We start from the raw sequence: 14,975 nt of genomic DNA on the forward strand, positions 1-14,975 counted from the left end.
GTCAACAGCCGGATGCGGCGCGGACCTTCGAAGCCCGCGCCTACGCCATGGGCCGGGTCATCACCATGCGTGTGATGTCCACTCGCGACTTGGCGCCCAGTTTGCGGTACGCGCGAGTGAGGGCCGCCTCCACCGTTTTCACGCTGAGTACCAGGCCCGCCGCGATTTCGCGGTTGGTGGCACCCTGTGCGACCCGGGCGACCACGCTGCGCTCGGTGGACGTGAGGTGGTCCGACCAGGAACCACCCTCGGGCAAGCAGGCCGAGCCGTCTTGCGCACGGTCGCGTTCGGCGCGGGTCATGGCGGCCCAGGGACGGGCGTCGGCCTCGGTGAAGATCCGGAGAGCGGCCGAGAAGGCGGCGCGGGCGGCGGCCTCGTCTCCGAGTCGGCGCCGGACTCGGCCCAGGTCCGCTCTGGCACGGGCTTCCTCCAGGGGATATCCGGTGGCCCGTAGCCGTGCTGCGGCCTTCTCCAACTGTCGTGCCGCTCGCGGTAGTTGACCATGGGCGGTGGAGGCCGCCGCTGCCGCTCTGTCGAGCGTGGCCAGGATGCCGAGACGGCCGAGCCGCTCGGCCTGGCGGCGGGCCAGGGCGATGACCGCTTCCGCCTCATCCGGTGCGCCGTCGGCGGCCAGGGCCTCCGCGAGGTCGGCGTGCCACCGCCGGGTCGCCGGATCCCGCTGACCTTGCGCCGTCTCCAACTCGCCTACACGTCGGAGGAGTTCGACCGCCGCACCGCTCTGGCCACTGAACAGCCTGACCCTTCCCTCGGCATGCAGAGCTCGGGGCAGGAAGAGCCGGTCGTCGTCGTCCTCGCTGTGCCGTTTGGCCGTCTCCGCCGCGGTGAGCGCCCGGTTCAGGCTGCCGCCGGCCGTCTCGGCGAGCGAGACCGCGTACCACGCGGGCCCCTGACTGAGCCCCGCCTCCTCGACGATGCGCAGGCTCTGGCGGGCGATGGTCAGGGCCGGACGACAGCGTCCGCGCTGGATCTCGACCTGCGCGAGCCCGATGAGGCACTGGCTCAGACTGTCGGCCGAACCGCGCTGCCGCAGCCGGTACACCAGCGTGCGCAGCTCGGCCCTGGCCTCGTCCAGCTCGTCGCGCACAAGATGGAACCGGTACTTGAGGTAGACGGGTCCGTTGTGGTGCGTCATCGCGTGTACTTCGTGTGGTGCGGCGAGCGCCGCGGCCAGGGTCGTTTCCGCCTCAGGGAGTCCCAGGAAGAGTTCCAGGGCTGCCTGTTGGGTCAGCGCCATGAGCTCGGTCCGGCGATCTCCGGTCCGCGCCGCGAGCCCGGCGGCCCGAACGGCATGGCCGTGGGCGCGTGGCGCCGAGCCACCCACCATCCACTCGCGCCAGCTCATCCGGTAGTGCAACTGGGCCAGCAGCTCGGGGTCGCCGGCGGCGTCGCGTACCGCCTCCGGGAAGACGTCCGCGATCTCGGCCATCGCCTGGCCACAGGAGTCGATGACCACATTCCAGGCGCGTACCCGGTCGGCGGGGCGGTCGGCGCTGCCCAGTACCTCGTGCGCCAGTTGCCGCGCGAAGCCGAGGTCCCCGGCCTCGATGCCGTCCTCGGCGGCGGTGAGCCTGCGCTCGATGTCGGCGTACGCCTGACCGGCGGGGGTGTACTCGGCGGCCAGGCGGCCGAGTTTCGCCGCGGTCTTCGGAGCACCCCGGCGGCGGGCCGCCGAGGCGGCCGCGGAGAGCCGGGCGGCCACGACCGGATCGGGGCCCGCCGCCAGCCGCGCGATGTGGTGTGCGCGCTCGACCGCGTCGTCGGAAGCGTCGGCCAGCACGCGGTGCGCCTCAAGGAGGCGTTCGTGCGGGGTCTCGGACTGGAGCACCATCGGCGTCAGCGGATCCAGAAACCTGATGGTCCCCTGGTCGGACGCCGGCACGATGCGGATGATTCCACCCCGTACGCAGGTGTCCAGATCGGCCAAGACCTGCCGGCAGCCCGCCCGCCGTAGCAACTCCACCGTGGGACGTACGGCGGCGCCCGCGACGACCAGCGTCTGCCGGGCACTGGCGGGCAGTGCGCCGATGCGGTCGAGGATCGGTCGGCGCAGGGAGTCCGGGACGGGGAGCGGTTCGGTCGAGTCGGGTAAGTCATTGCCCTCAAGGCGGACGCGCTCGTCGAGTGCGGAGCTGAGCTCCAGTGCCGTACGGGGATTACCGCCGCTCGCCTGATGCAGTCGCGCGAGGAGGGGGTGGGGCCAGGAGGGGTGATCGTGCCGCTCCAGGAGTTCGCCGACCCCGTGGGCGGTCAGGGGCGGGACGCGTATCCGGCGGACCGGCTGGGCGCACAGTTCCAGTACGGAGCGGTCGGACGAGGAGCCCGAGCCGTCCCCTGTCCGCAGCGTGGCGAGCACCGACAGGCGCGAATCGGCGCGGCGGGAAAGGTACTTGAGGACCTCTGCCGTCGGCCGGTCGAGCCACTGTGCATCGTCGACGACCAGCAGGACCGGACCGGTGTCGCCGAGCAGGGCGAGGACCTTGCGGACGGCGATCCGCAGGACGAGCGCATCGCGCCCGGCGGCCGGACCGGCCGACTCGCTGCGCAGCAGGACCTCTTCGAGTGCGGCGCGTTCGTGGGCAGCCAGCGAGGCGAGGGTGTCGTCGGCGACGTCGGTCAGCAGGTCGATGAGTCCCAGGAAGGGACTGTCCTGTTCGGCGGGGGAGGGCGAACAGCGCAGGACCCGGCGGCCGCGGGTGCGCAGTTCCGCGGACAGCCGAGCCACCACCGTGGTCCGGCCGATGCCCGCCGGTCCGGTGAGCAGGACACCGCCGCCGCGTGACAGGTGGGTCCGTACGGTGTCGCAGAGGGCGCTGCGTTCGACACCGGGCGGAAGCGCGGTCGGCTCGGTCATCGCAAGCCCTCCCGGACACAGCCTCGTTCACGCCTCAGACGTCGATCATGAACCTGCCCTTCATGGTGCCGCGCCGAATGTAGGACTGCTCTCGGTGAAAGGTCAAGACCAATTGCGGAGGGGGGAGGAGCCGTTCATCGGTACGCGGACGGGCTGCCGGTCGGAAGACCAACAGCCCGCCCATGTGCGAGAGTTGATGACCAATCAGCAGGCGCCCGCGTCCTTCCAGACGGCCCAGGATCCGGGTGCGCCGGGCTCGGCGCCGGTCGAGTACCACTGGGAGGACCACTTGTGGCCGTTGTACGAGACCTGGTCGCCCGGCACGTAACTACTGGACGCGCTCCACGCCGGGAGGTTGCCGCATCCTCCTGGCGGGTTGCCGCCGCCTGTGATGGTCCAGGTGAAGGAGGCCGTACCGGTGGCGTTGTCGGTGTTCTTCACCGTGACGGTCACGGACGCGGTGCCGGCGGTCGTCGGGGTGCCGGTGACGAGACCCGTGGAGGAGTTGATCGAAAGACCCGCGGGCAGGCCAGTCGCACTGTAGGTGAGCGTCTTGCCGCCGGGGTCGCTCGCCTGGATCTGCAGCGAGACGGCGGTGCCGACGGTGCCGTTCTGGTTGCCCGGGTTGGTCACCGAGGGGGAGCCCGGCTGACTGTTGCAACTGCCGGGGACGGGGTCGGCGCCGGTGACGCTGACGGCGGCCCAGGCCGCGTCGACGGTGTTGTACTCGGTGCAGTGCGTGCCGTAGAGGTCGGCTGCGGCCTTCAGCGAGTCGATGCGTGCCTGGTGGTAGTCCTCGCTGCTGTTGGCGTACGAGGCAAGGGCCTTGTACCAGATCTTGGCGGCCTTGTCGTTGCCGAGCCCGGTGACCGTGGAGTTGTTGCAGGTCGGGCTGTTGCCGTAGCCGTGGTCGCCGCTGCCGACGGCCGCCAGGAAGAACCAGTGGTTCAGCGGGCCCATCGAGTAGTGCGGGTCGAGGCTGCCGTTGCTGCTGTTCCAGCAGTTGGGCGACCGGCCGTCGAGGGAGGGGTTGTACATGTAGCGCAGCGGCCGGCCGTCGCCGTTGATGTTGATGAGTTCACCCATGGTGTAGTCGGGTGTGTCGACCGGGTTGTTGGCATAGAACTCGACCATGGTGCCGAAGATGTCGCTGGTGCCCTCGTTCATGCCGCCGGTCTCGCCGGTCTCGTCCCAGCCGGTGAGTGCACCGCTCACACCATGGCTCATCTCGTGGCCCGCGACATCGAGTTCGACCAGCGGGCGCGCGTTGCTCTGGCCGTCGCCGTAGGTCATCTGCGTGCCGTCCCAGAAGGCGTTCACGTACGCGTTGCCGTAGTGCGTCCGCGACGGTACGCCCCGGCCGTCGCCGAAGATGCCGTTGCGGCCCTGGACGTTCTTGTAGTAGTCGAACGTCTCGGCCGCGCCGTAGTGCGCGTCGGCACCGGCGGACGCCGGGTCGCTGGTGGAGCCGTTGCCGAAGGTGCCGCTGGAGCTGGTGAAGACCGAACCGGTGCCGTTGGTGGCGTGGTTGAGGTCGGTCGTGTAGCCGTTGCCGTGCGAGGGGTCCGTCATCGAGTAGCCGCTGCCGGACTGGGTGACGTCGAGGGAGACCCGGCCGCTGTAGATCGACTGGCCCGTCCCGGCGACCGTCGGTGCGGCGGCCCGGGCCGCCGCACCGACCTTCGAGGCGGTGGCGTGCGCGGCCCCCTCGGCCGCGAACGTACTCACCTCGTCCTTGGTCCGTACGACCTTGCCGGTACGGGCGTCCACCAGAACGTGCAGGCGGCTGGGTGTGCGGTCCGGGCGCGTGCCGCTGACGACGGTCTCCCAGACCAGGGTGGCGTCGGTGCCTGCCATCTGCACCGCGAGGTGCGAGGCGGAGACGGAGTCGACGTGCCCCTCGAACGCGCCGGCCGACACCTTCGTGGCGCTGGATGCGGGCAGTTGGGGCTCGGTGGACACCGCCCCGGAGGCCTGCGAGCCGGTGGCCAGCGATGCGTACGTCCCGTCCTTCTTCAGGTGCACGATGACGTCGCCGCCGTAGGCGGGAAGGCCCTTGTACGTGCGGTCGAAGCGGACGGCAGCGGCACCGTCCCGGTCGACCACCAGGTTCCGGACCGAGAAGGCGTCGCCGTCGGCCTTGTGGGCGGCACTCGCGTGGGCCACCAGCGCCTTCTGCGCGGCGTCCACGACGCGGCTGCGCACGGCGGGGGCCGGATCGGCCGTGTAGGGCGCCGCGGCGAAGGCGCCCGGGCCGGCGGTCGGCGCGGGGTGCGGCGTCGGTGCCGCCGTGGCGGCGGGCAGGGCGATGGCGGACGCGGACACGCAGGCCAGCGCGGCCGTCAAGAGCCTCGCGGCTCTTCGTATCTCCATAGGAGTGGGGGTTCCTTTCCCTTAGGACACGGGGCCGTCCGCCGCTGGTGCGCAAGGCAGTTGGGGAGGCGGCGGACACGTGCGGGGGTGCTGACGGCGCCGCTCGTGGCGGGAGCCGCGCCGACGCATGAGTGTCCGCAACGGGGGTGGCGGCGGCCAGGCAGTCCGGTGAGTGTGAGGGGTTTCCCTATCCCGATGGGGGCTGGATCCGGCCAGGAGGCAGCGGCAGGGTGCCTCAGCGCGGCGGGGCCGGTGCGCGCGTGATGGTATTCCCAACGGGTGTTGCCATGAGGGGAGTTGAAGGGAACCCTGCGGCGATCGGCGGCACGGAATGTACGAGTACGAGTGCACGCTCGACCAGATCCGCTGTCACGATTGCGCTTGAGGGGTTACGCAAGGCCCTTTCCACGGAGGGCACTTGACTGGGACCCGTCCGCCCGGCTTGCCTCGTCGGCGTGGCGACCTCCGACACCGAGCCCCCGGCTCTCGCCATCGGCGGGGGCGCAGCGTCCTGGGTAGTCCACCTTCACTCGGCGCGGGAGGCAAACGCGTGTGCTGACCGACGCCGTCACGATCCCGCGCTCGCGGCCCATCACCGCGCACCTGCGCGGCAATGCAGACCGGCCCTTCAACTAGGGTCTGTATGGGCAGAGTTGGCGGCCTCGGGCCTCAGCCCTGCGAGGGCTCAGCCGCTTCGACCACTTCGGAGGCCTCTCGACGTATCCGCTCGACTCCCCAGTCGCCGAGTGGACCGAGAGCTCGATTGAGGGTGCGCCCGTGCTCAGTCAGGGAGTACTCCACTCGCGGCGGAACCTCCGCGTACACCTTTCGGTGCACGAGACCGTCCTCCTCCATCTCGCGCAAGTGCTGCGTCAGCATCTTCTCGCTCACTCCCGGCATGCCGCGACGGAGCTCAGCGAAGCGTCGTATGCCATGGGCATCGAGTTCCCAGAGGATCAAGCCCTTCCACTTGCCGCTCACCACGTCGAGCGCGGCGTCGATGCCGCAGATGTAAGGCCCGCGTCTGGGCGTCCTGGTCATCACTGATCCCCTTACTAAAAGGTAAGTACCGCAGAAAATAGTGGGTACTTCCGAGGCTAACGGCGCTCTTCGATCATGGAGCTGTGAACGAACAACAGAACCACACCACTAGGAAAAACAGCGCTGTCACCGTGATCGGGCTCGGCCCAATGGGGCAGGCGATGACCCGCAGCCTTCTTGGGGCCGGCCACCCGGTCACGGTCTGGAACCGCACCGCCGGCCGGGCCGACGGCGTCGTGTCCGACGGAGCGATACGCGCGGAGACACCCGGCGAGGCGGTCGAAGCGAGTGACCTCGTGATCCTCAGTCTCACCGACTATCAGGCGATGTACGACGTCCTCGACGGCGCCACCGGATCGCTCGCCGGCCGGACACTGGTCAACCTGAGCTCCGACACACCCGACCGCACGCGCGAAGCGGCGGCCTGGGCGGCGGCTCACGGCGCCGCCTTCCTCACCGGCGGCGTCATGGTCCCCGCACCGATGGTCGGTACGGAGGCGGCGTACGTCTACTACAGCGGACGCAAAGAGGGGATGCAGAGCCATCTGGCGACGTTGGCGCTGCTCGGAACGCCGAAGTACCTGGGGGAGGACCCGGGCCTCGCCCAGATGATGTACCAGGCCCAACTCGCGGTATTCCTCACCAGCTTGTCCGCCCTGATGCACGCCACCGCGATGCTGGGTACCGCAGGAATGAGGGCCTCGGAGGCGCTGCCGGAGTTGCTCTCCTCGGCCGCCTCGATCGGCGACATTCTGCGGGCGGGCGAAGACAATCCTGGCACCGCGCTCGATGCCGGCGAGCATCCGGGCGACCTCAGCACGGTCACCATGATGGGTGCGACGGCCGACCACATCGTCGAAACCACCAGGTCGCTCGGCCTCGACCTGGCCCTCCCGCTGGCCGTGCAGGCTCACTATCGGCATGCGATCGAGGCCGGACACGGCAGCGACAACTGGACGCGCATCATCGACAGCATCCGAGTACCGCGCTGACGAAGGGGGGCCGGGCCGGCGTTTCCGTGGTGGGGCGCGGGGTGACGGCGTGCTGGGCTTCTGTAGGTGTGCCTTAACCCCCTTCATTTGTAAGGGAGTTGAAGTGAGGATGGCCCCCGGGTGGGGGCGCGAAGGGCGGTCGGCGAGAAGCCGTACTGCCTGCACTCCGCTGATGGGTAGCCTCGGGTTTGTGCCCCGGCGATGGCCCGGGGGTGGGAGCCGGACCAGCGGCGGGCGGTGGAGTACTGCTGAGCCTGCGGCGCATGGCCCACGCACAGGAATCCGCCCGGCGCTTCTGACACCCCTCTGCTCGTCCCCGCGCGCCCCATGCACGGGGCGCATGGCTTCGTCCACCTCACCTCCCGGGCACAACCGGGCCTGAGCGGCCCTCGACCAAGGGCCGACCGGATTGTCAGTGCCTCCCTCTAACGTCGATGGCATGGGACCGGACCGGCCGGAGCCATCGAGCCAAGGGAGCGGCCATGGGCAACATCAGCATCGACAGGACAGCGCTGGCGCGGCTCCTCGCCGACAGCTCCGGCAGCCACGGCACCTCGTACCAGCAGGCGTTCGTGGAGCTCGCCGCGACCCACCGCGGTCAGCCGCCCGTCCGGATCGTGCCCCTGCTGCGCGCCGCCGCCGACCGGGCACTGCTCGGGTTCACCGCGGCGGACCTGCGTGAGCAGGCGGAGGCCATCAGCACCGGGCGGCCCTACGAGCTGAGGATCTCGCTCACCTGAGGCGACCGGCGGCACTGCAGTCGTCCGAGGGGGAGTGATGCAGTCGGAAGTCCCTCGTGCTTGGTCTCTTTCCTGCGCGCGGCTGCACCTGGCTACGCTCGGGTCCGGAAGAGTCAGGCAGAGGCTCTCCCGCTCATCGTGCTGTGCCGATCAGTGGGGAGACACCCATGCCCGCACCACCCCCTGCCGCCGACCCGGCCGGCCCCCCGCCCCGTACCGAAGGCGCGCTGCTCCTCGTCGACGACCACGAGGACAACCTCTTCGCGCTCGAACATGCGCTGGCTCCGCTCGGCCGGCGACTGTTGCGGGCCACCAGCGGTGAGCAGGCTCTCAAAGCTGTCCTGCGCCACCCGGTCGCCACCGTCGTGATGGACATCGAGATGCCCGGGATCGACGGGCTGGACACCATGTCCTACCTCTCGCGCCTGGATCAGACCCGCGAGGTACCGGTGCTGCTCATCACCGGTACCGGCCGCGACGACCGACTCGCCGAGCGCGCCTACCGTATGGGCGCCGCCGGGTTCCTCATCAAGCCAGTCGACCCCTGGGCGCTGCGCTGCCACGTGCGCGCACTGGCCGACCTGGGCAGCCGTACGTATTCCGCCACCACCCCGCAGCCCGCCCCCGCCCGGTACGGGTGGGGGGTGTAGGACGGGGAGGCAGGGGCACCCGAGTAGGTGTCCAAGCCGTGCCGACCGGAGGTCTCCCGCCCATGCTGATGGCCCACCCCGCAGTGCTCCGCGAACTCCTCGACGAATACACCGCGCTCCGCGCCCTGGAGGCGAGCGAGGGAAGCGAGGCGACTCGTCAGCGCCTGGACGACGTGGCGTACACCCTGTGCGTGTCGACGGGGACGCGAGACATCGACGCCGCGGTGATCGCCGCCCGGCACCGGCTGCCGGGGGCGCGCACCCTGGACGACTCCGTGCTGGACACCGTCGCCACCTGAGGCTTTGCAGGCGCCGGTCAGCCCAGGGTCACGGGGTCGCCGACCCTGATCGTGCCCGGCTCCAGTACGTCCAAGTACACGCCCACGCAGGCCAGTCGGCCCAGGGTGAGTACGGGCACCCGGTGCTCGCGGGCCACCGTGCGTGTGATGCCCGGGTCGGCGGGCAACTCGTCGTGGGCCAGGGCCGGGACCACGCAACGGGGTGTGGGCACCGTGACCCGGAACAGCACCTCGCCGACCCGCAGGGTCCGGCCCTCCCAGGCGTCCTCGGGGAAGCCGGGTTCGCGGGGGACGTCAACGACCACATTCGGTCGAAAACGGCGGGCATCGAAGTCCCCCGCGGGATAAGCGGACCGAAGCCGGCCCAGGGTCGCCGTGGTCACCAGGTGGACCTTCCCGAAATCGAAAAAGGTCCCCGCCGCGACCCGCCCGGCCGTGACGCTCGCCCCGGTCGCGTCGACGTACGCCTGCTCGCGTACGACGTCCGGCGCGCCACCCTCGTATTCCGGGACCGCGCGCTCCAGGGTGCCGCCTTGCGGTGGGCTGTCCGACAGCGCCACCCGCCTGCCCAGCAACTCGGAGAGCCGCTCGTCGAGTTCGGCGTCGCCTGCGTGCAGGGTCGTGCCGTCCGGAAGTTCCACCTGGGGTACGCCCATTTTGTTCCAGCGGCTTCGGCAGCTCAGCAACTGCCCCCACTTCCGGGGGTGTTTGACGCTGCCGACGGCACCCGACGCATCGAGCACAGCGAACGCCCGGTCGCCGTACACGCCGCGCGGGGTGACCCGCATCTCGGCCCCGGTCTCGCCGAGCATGGATTTGACCGGATAACGGCGCAGCGCCGCCACAGTACCCATCCGCCGATTATTGATCTTCCGCGCCGATGGGGGAACCGGGGTCGCCGTCGAACTTCAGGGAGTCCACCGGGATGCGGCCGCACAGCGGTGGCGGGCGCCGTGCCGGGTTCGGGGAGCCGGGTGGTCCGTGCGCCGGCGGCGGAGAGTTGGAGACGCCAGGTGCGGCTCGGTGGTAGTCGACGGTGGCGGGCTCGTGCGGCCAGGCGGACGTCGTCCGACCAGGCCGGCAGGGCCTCCCGGTCACCTGTCCCAGGTGACCGGGAGGTTCTTCACCCCGTAGATGTCCGCGCTCTCCGGGCGCAGTCCTACCTCTTCGGCCGGTACGGCCAGGCGCAGTGTGGGGAAGCGGCTGAGCAGCGCGGAGAACGCGACCCGCATCTCGATGCGGGCCAACTGCTGGCCCAGGCACAGGTGGATGCCGTGACCGAAAGCCAGATTCGCGCCGTCCTGCCTCCCGAGGTCGAGTACATGCGGGTCGGCGAAGCGCTCGGGGTCGCGGTTGGCGGTGTTGTACGAGAGGACGACCGTCGTGCCGGCCTCGATGGTCTGGCCGCCCAGCTCGACGTCCACCAGGGCCGTCCTCATGAACGACTTGGCGACGCTCAGATACCGGAGCAACTCCTCCACGGCCCGGTCGATGAGCGCGGGATCGGCGCGCAGCGCGGCCAGTTGCTCAGGGTTCTGCAGCAGCGCGAAGGTGCCGAGGGACAGCATGTTGGCGGTGGTATCGAACCCGGCAGCGAGGAGGATCAGGCTGATCCCCTGCAGCTCCTCGTCGCTCAGGTCGCTGTCGGTGAGTTCGCTGAGCACGTCGTCGGTGGGGTTCGCGCGCTTGGCGGCCACCAGTTGTGCGAGGTAGTTCTGGGTCGCGGTGTAGGCCGCTATCAGGTCCTCGTCATTCGTCTCCCCGTTCATGAACTTGTCGATCTGTTCCTGGAAGGAGTCCCGGTCCTCGTACGGGACTCCCAGCAGCTCGCAGATGATGATGGTGGGGATGGGCTTGGCGAACGCGGTCACGAGGTCCGTCGGCGGTCCGGCCTTCTCCATCGCATCCAGGCAGTCGGTGGTGATCTGCTCGATGCGTTCGGTGAGCAGTCGCATGCGCCGTGCGGTGAACTTGCCCACCAGCGGCTTCCGGTAGCGGCTGTGCTGGGGTTCGTCCATGAGGAGGAATTCGCCGGGCGGCGCCGGCGGGATCTCGAAGTCGACCACGTTCAGGAGCTCTTTGCGCGAGCTGAACCGAGGGTCGGCGAGGACCGACCTGACCAGGTCGTAGCCGGTGATGAGCCAGCCGGGTTTTCCGCCGGGGTGGGTGTACCGGCTGATGGGCCCGTGCCGGCGGGCCTCGGTCAGCTCTGCGGGCGGATCGAAGGGACACCCGGGCTGACGCTCCGTCGGCAGCGTCGTGACGGTGTGGAGGGATTCACTCATGACCGTTCCTCATCTCGCGACAGTGCGTGTTTGGCATGTGTCGAATGCTACGTTGCATTCGGATTCCCATCAATCAAATGAATGGCTAAGAGCCAGGTAGACGGCGGTAAATTGATGCAATGACGCTGAGGTCGAATGCAATGCAGCGTTGCAATGAGTGACGGTGAAGGCAATACTGGCGGCATGCCAGGAGGACGATTGACCCAGCAGGAGCGCCAGCGCATCGCGGCCGGACTGGCCGATGGGCTTTCCTACGCCGAGATCGCCAGGCGGCTCGACCGGCCGACCTCGACGATCAGCCGGGAGGTCGCACGCAACGGCAGTGCCGGCGGCTACCGGCCCGAACAGGCACACCGGGCGACGGTCAAGCGGGCGCGGCGTGGCACACCGGCGCCCTCGCGCGCGCCCGGCGCGCCGGGCAGCACGATGGAAGAGGAGATCATCGAGCTGGCCGTCAGATCGGGGCTGCCGAGGATGACGGCACGCGTACACGTCGACCTGTTGCTGTCCGAGGACGGCAGGCGTACGGCGGCGGAGTTGACCCGCAGGCTGAAGGTCAGCCCGGCCTCCGTCTCCGTGGCCGTGAACTTTCTTGTGCAGCACGGGTATGTCCGGCGTGAGCGCGACCCGCAGCGGCGTCGCGACATCTATGTCGTCGACGACGACGCCTGGTACCGCTCGATCGTGATCAGCTCACGGCTGACGCTCCAGTCGGCGCACGCCGCGATGACAGCGGCCGAAACGCTCGGCCTCGACACCCCCGTGGGGCAGCGGCTGGCCAAGGTGGGGACGTTCCTGGAGCGAGTCATCGAGGACATGGTGGCGTCGGCCGACCGCTGGCGCGGGCTCCTGGAGTGAGGGGGCTCGTTGGCCTCCTTGCCGCACCGTACGGGCCGGCGGTGAACTCCGGCCGCTACCTCAGGAGTCCGCCGGCCACGCCCACAGGCGGCCCTGCGACCAGCAGCGTCCAACGGCCTCGGCGTGCAGAGACGACCCGTCGAACACCACCAGGCCGATGATGCTGTGGCCCGAGGCGCGGCGATCGCCAAGGGGCGGAATCGTCGGCGCGACTCCGACCCCCTCCACCGACACCCATGCCACAACGCATAGCGTGCGCTCCAGCCTGACAGGACACCGGAACGGGCGTGACCCGCACCGCACAAGAGGCCAAAACACACGCTCAAGTCGTGCGTCGCGCCTGCTCGGCCCACCTTCCGGTTCGGCTCGGCCGTTAGGCTGAAGTGATCATTCCAGAAGAAAGGCCACGGCTTCACGGTGACCGAGTCCCGCCCCCACACCCTGTTTTCCTTCGGCACGCTGTTGGACGAGCGAGTGCAGACCGCTCTCTTCGGCCGCCCCGTACCCAGCTCTGCGGCATCGCTGGCCGGCCACACGACGAGGCCGCTGGCGATCACCGACCAGTCGGTGATCGCCACCAGCGGCATCGACGTACACCTGACGCTGGAGCGAAAGCTCGGCGCCACGGTCGAGGGCGCCGTCCTCCACCTCACTGACGAAGACCTCGCCGCGGCCGATGCCTACGAGGTGGACGACTACGTCCGCCGCCGGGTGCTGCTTTCCTCCGGGGAGAGTGCCTGGGCGTACCTGGACGCGAAGCCTCTGCGCCCAGCAGCACGCGTCGTCATCGTGGGCGACAGCATCGCCTATGGACGCTGCGACCCACAGGGTGGCTGGGCCGCTCGCCTCGCGGCCGGCCACATCGCCGAAAACGAGACGGAACACCGGGTCTTCAACCTGGCCATCCCTGGCAGCACCCTGATCGACGTCTGCGAGCAGACGCCCGCGCTCCTTGCCGCCCGTCGGCCCGACACCCTTCTTGTCGCGGCGGGCATCAACGACAGCGCCCTGCCGCTCGCCGCACCGCAGGACCGCCCCGACGGGCTTGCACACATCGCGGACAGCCTCGCCTCGCTGGCCCACACGGCCCAGAGCCACAACGCACGCCTCGTGGTCATGGGACCGACGTGGGTCGACGAGACACGTACCCGTGACTACGAGGGCCTGCGATTCACCCGGGACCGAGCGGAAGCCCTGCGCGAGTCCATACGCACCTGGTGCGCCCAGAACCACGTCGACCACCTCGACATGTGGGAGCCCCTCAGCGGCAAGGCAGAACTCCTCGTGGACGGCCTGCACCCCACTCCCGAAGGACATGAGGCCCTGGCTCAGCATCTCGATGTGGTCAGCCGCTGAGCGTGGTGGCGAGGACCTGACCGGGACGACGAAGAGGCCCGGCACTTGATGACAAGTGCCGGGCCTCGATTCCCGGTACGCCGTACACCGATTCAAAGAGCACTGCGCACGGTCGAAGTCATGGTGTGTCATGTGCCGTTCAGTCGGCTCGTCGACCGCCGCCGACCAGGTCGTCCTCACGCCCGCCGAGCCGTCGGACACCGCCACGGCCCTGCGCGACCTGCTGCTGCACGCCTCGGCAGAGCCGCTCTCGACCGATCACTGACGCCCGTGCACCGCGGATGCGCCCGCCTCGGGGCGAACTGACGACCCCGGGCGGGCCGTCGGTGCCACCGGCCTAGTAGGAGTCGTGGGCCTGCCAGTACGACCAGGCGCCGCAGGGGCTGCCGTACCGCTCGTTCATGTAGTTCAGGCCCCACTTGATCTGGGTGGCCGGATTGGTCTGCCAGTCCGAGCCCACCGTGCTCATCTTGGAGCCGGGCAGCGCCTGGACGAGTCCGTAGGCCGTGCCGTTGGTGGCCCGGTAGTTCCAGCTCGACTCGTTGTTCACGATGTTGCTGAAGCACTGGAACTGGTCGGCGGGGATGATCTGACGGGCGATCGCCTGCACGTCGGAGACCGAGTACGAGCTCTGGACCTGGAAGGTGCTGCTGCTCCGGCTCGCCGAGCGGCTGGCGGTCTGGGTCTCCAGATCGCGGGCCTTGGCGTCCTTGTCCGCCTTCTCCTTGTCGGCCTTGCTCTTGTCGGCGGCGCTCTTCTTGGCCTTGGCGTCCTGGGCGGCCCGCAGGCGCGCCGCCTCTTCCGCGGACTTCTTCGCCGCCGCGCTGGCCTGCGCCGACTGGGCGTCCGCCTGCTGCGTCAGGGACGCGGTCTGCACCTGGGCCTGCTGGCCGGCGGGTATGTCCGCGAGAAGCGTGCCATCGGCCGCGGTGGCCTCGACGTTGTCGCTCGAAGCGGCAGCGGGGCCTGCCGCGGCAACGCCGACCACGGCGCCAACGGTGGTCACCGCGGTGGCAGACGCCACCGCGAATCCCCGGACCGATATCGGGCTCACACGGTTTCCTTCCAGCGGTGTGCGTACGGTGACCTGGCGGACGCAATCGTGCCCCTGGCTTTCTCCTCCCAACTACTGGTCACGGGAAGAACTCACCCGATGGGGCAACTCCCTTGCGGGAGCCCCCTAATGAAGCTCGGGCGGCATACGGCTCACCGATGGAGTTGCGTGGACATCGGGGGGGCCGCATGCGGGGCCTGACGGATGCAAGAGTCTGCTGGAAGTCGCCGCGAGGCAATTCCCCGCTGCGTGTGAAACCTCACACCTCGTTCACCCCAGGAGTTTCTCCCATTGCCTACCCAAGAAGGAGCGGCCCGGATAAAATGCCCCGCTTCCTGGGCGGCGCCAACTGGTGCGCACTGTTTCGGAACTGAGTGCCCTCCGGTACCTCGGTAACGCGCCGCCAACGGTGTGGAGTTGGAGCGTTAGCGACGCGTTGGCGGCTGGTGAGAGGG

The 14,975-nt window shown here is 69.6% G+C and carries 13 protein-coding genes; 7 read left to right on the forward strand and 6 right to left on the reverse strand.

The window, feature by feature from the left end:
* Positions 1–40 precede the first annotated feature (40 nt).
* From IE206_RS14695 to IE206_RS14705, 3 genes are all read right to left on the reverse strand, one after another.
* Complete coding sequence (locus IE206_RS14695) at positions 41–2,872, reverse strand: AAA family ATPase (RefSeq protein ID WP_189962575.1); 2,832 nt, start codon at positions 2,870–2,872, stop codon at positions 41–43.
* A 204-nt stretch (positions 2,873–3,076) separates the two neighbouring features.
* Positions 3,077–5,245 carry a M4 family metallopeptidase gene (locus IE206_RS14700; RefSeq protein WP_189962576.1) on the reverse strand — a complete coding sequence of 723 codons (2,169 nt, stop codon included), beginning with the start codon at positions 5,243–5,245 and terminating at the stop codon, positions 3,077–3,079.
* Between the two features lie 669 nt (positions 5,246–5,914).
* Entirely contained in the window at positions 5,915–6,286 is a 372-nt protein-coding gene (locus IE206_RS14705; RefSeq protein WP_189962577.1) for a winged helix-turn-helix transcriptional regulator, read from the reverse strand.
* Between the two features lie 83 nt (positions 6,287–6,369).
* Between IE206_RS14705 and IE206_RS14710 the strand changes: the two genes are divergently transcribed.
* The 4 genes from IE206_RS14710 (at position 6,370) to IE206_RS14725 (ending at position 8,967) form a co-directional block, all read left to right on the forward strand.
* Entirely contained in the window at positions 6,370–7,278 is a 909-nt protein-coding gene (locus tag IE206_RS14710; RefSeq protein WP_189962578.1) for an NAD(P)-dependent oxidoreductase, read from the forward strand.
* Positions 7,279–7,760: 482 nt separating this feature from the next.
* Positions 7,761–8,018: a hypothetical protein gene (locus IE206_RS14715; protein ID WP_189962579.1), complete on the forward strand. Its 258-nt coding sequence runs from the start codon at positions 7,761–7,763 to the stop codon at positions 8,016–8,018.
* A gap of 167 nt (positions 8,019–8,185) precedes the next feature.
* Positions 8,186–8,668, forward strand: a complete 483-nt coding sequence (locus IE206_RS14720; protein ID WP_189962580.1) for a response regulator — start codon at positions 8,186–8,188, stop codon at positions 8,666–8,668.
* Between the two features lie 62 nt (positions 8,669–8,730).
* A complete protein-coding gene (locus IE206_RS14725) occupies positions 8,731–8,967 on the forward strand; it encodes a DUF5133 domain-containing protein (protein WP_189962627.1) in 237 nt (78 codons plus the stop codon).
* A 17-nt stretch (positions 8,968–8,984) separates the two neighbouring features.
* Here IE206_RS14725 and IE206_RS14730 read toward each other — a convergent pair whose 3' ends face one another.
* Entirely contained in the window at positions 8,985–9,821 is an 837-nt protein-coding gene (locus tag IE206_RS14730) for an MOSC domain-containing protein (RefSeq protein ID WP_189962581.1), read from the reverse strand.
* Positions 9,822–10,061: 240 nt separating this feature from the next.
* Entirely contained in the window at positions 10,062–11,252 is a 1,191-nt protein-coding gene (locus tag IE206_RS14735; RefSeq protein ID WP_189962582.1) for a cytochrome P450, read from the reverse strand.
* Between the two features lie 183 nt (positions 11,253–11,435).
* Here IE206_RS14735 and IE206_RS14740 point away from each other — a divergent pair, with 183 nt between their 5' ends.
* From IE206_RS14740 to IE206_RS43160, 3 genes are all read left to right on the forward strand, one after another.
* Positions 11,436–12,110, forward strand: a complete 675-nt coding sequence (locus tag IE206_RS14740) for a MarR family transcriptional regulator (RefSeq protein WP_189962583.1) — start codon at positions 11,436–11,438, stop codon at positions 12,108–12,110.
* Positions 12,111–12,527: 417 nt separating this feature from the next.
* Entirely contained in the window at positions 12,528–13,466 is a 939-nt protein-coding gene (locus IE206_RS14745; RefSeq protein WP_189962584.1) for a GDSL-type esterase/lipase family protein, read from the forward strand.
* A gap of 130 nt (positions 13,467–13,596) precedes the next feature.
* Positions 13,597–13,731: a hypothetical protein gene (locus IE206_RS43160; RefSeq protein WP_264198627.1), complete on the forward strand. Its 135-nt coding sequence runs from the start codon at positions 13,597–13,599 to the stop codon at positions 13,729–13,731.
* A 72-nt stretch (positions 13,732–13,803) separates the two neighbouring features.
* On the opposite strand, the gene IE206_RS14755 is transcribed toward IE206_RS43160, so the two are convergent.
* The gene (locus tag IE206_RS14755) at positions 13,804–14,520 is read right to left on the reverse strand and encodes an aggregation-promoting factor C-terminal-like domain-containing protein (RefSeq protein ID WP_189962585.1); all 717 of its coding nucleotides are present in this window, start codon (positions 14,518–14,520) and stop codon (positions 13,804–13,806) included.
* Positions 14,521–14,975 lie beyond the last annotated feature (455 nt).

Origin of the sequence: Streptomyces violascens, from assembly GCF_014649955.1 — a bacterium.
In the GTDB taxonomy this organism is placed as follows: domain Bacteria; phylum Actinomycetota; class Actinomycetes; order Streptomycetales; family Streptomycetaceae; genus Streptomyces; species Streptomyces violascens.

Coding starts and splice junctions, on each gene's coding strand:
- IE206_RS43160 (WP_264198627.1), top strand. CDS start 13,597: ATGTGCCGTTCAGTCGGCTCGTCGACCGCCGCCGACCAGGTCGTCCTC.
- IE206_RS14730 (WP_189962581.1), bottom strand. CDS start 9,821: ATGGGTACTGTGGCGGCGCTGCGCCGTTATCCGGTCAAATCCATGCTC.
- IE206_RS14735 (WP_189962582.1), bottom strand. CDS start 11,252: ATGAGTGAATCCCTCCACACCGTCACGACGCTGCCGACGGAGCGTCAG.
- IE206_RS14720 (WP_189962580.1), top strand. CDS start 8,186: ATGCCCGCACCACCCCCTGCCGCCGACCCGGCCGGCCCCCCGCCCCGT.
- IE206_RS14700 (WP_189962576.1), bottom strand. CDS start 5,245: ATGGAGATACGAAGAGCCGCGAGGCTCTTGACGGCCGCGCTGGCCTGC.
- IE206_RS14695 (WP_189962575.1), bottom strand. CDS start 2,872: ATGACCGAGCCGACCGCGCTTCCGCCCGGTGTCGAACGCAGCGCCCTC.
- IE206_RS14725 (WP_189962627.1), top strand. CDS start 8,731: ATGCTGATGGCCCACCCCGCAGTGCTCCGCGAACTCCTCGACGAATAC.
- IE206_RS14740 (WP_189962583.1), top strand. CDS start 11,436: ATGCCAGGAGGACGATTGACCCAGCAGGAGCGCCAGCGCATCGCGGCC.
- IE206_RS14715 (WP_189962579.1), top strand. CDS start 7,761: ATGGGCAACATCAGCATCGACAGGACAGCGCTGGCGCGGCTCCTCGCC.
- IE206_RS14705 (WP_189962577.1), bottom strand. CDS start 6,286: ATGACCAGGACGCCCAGACGCGGGCCTTACATCTGCGGCATCGACGCC.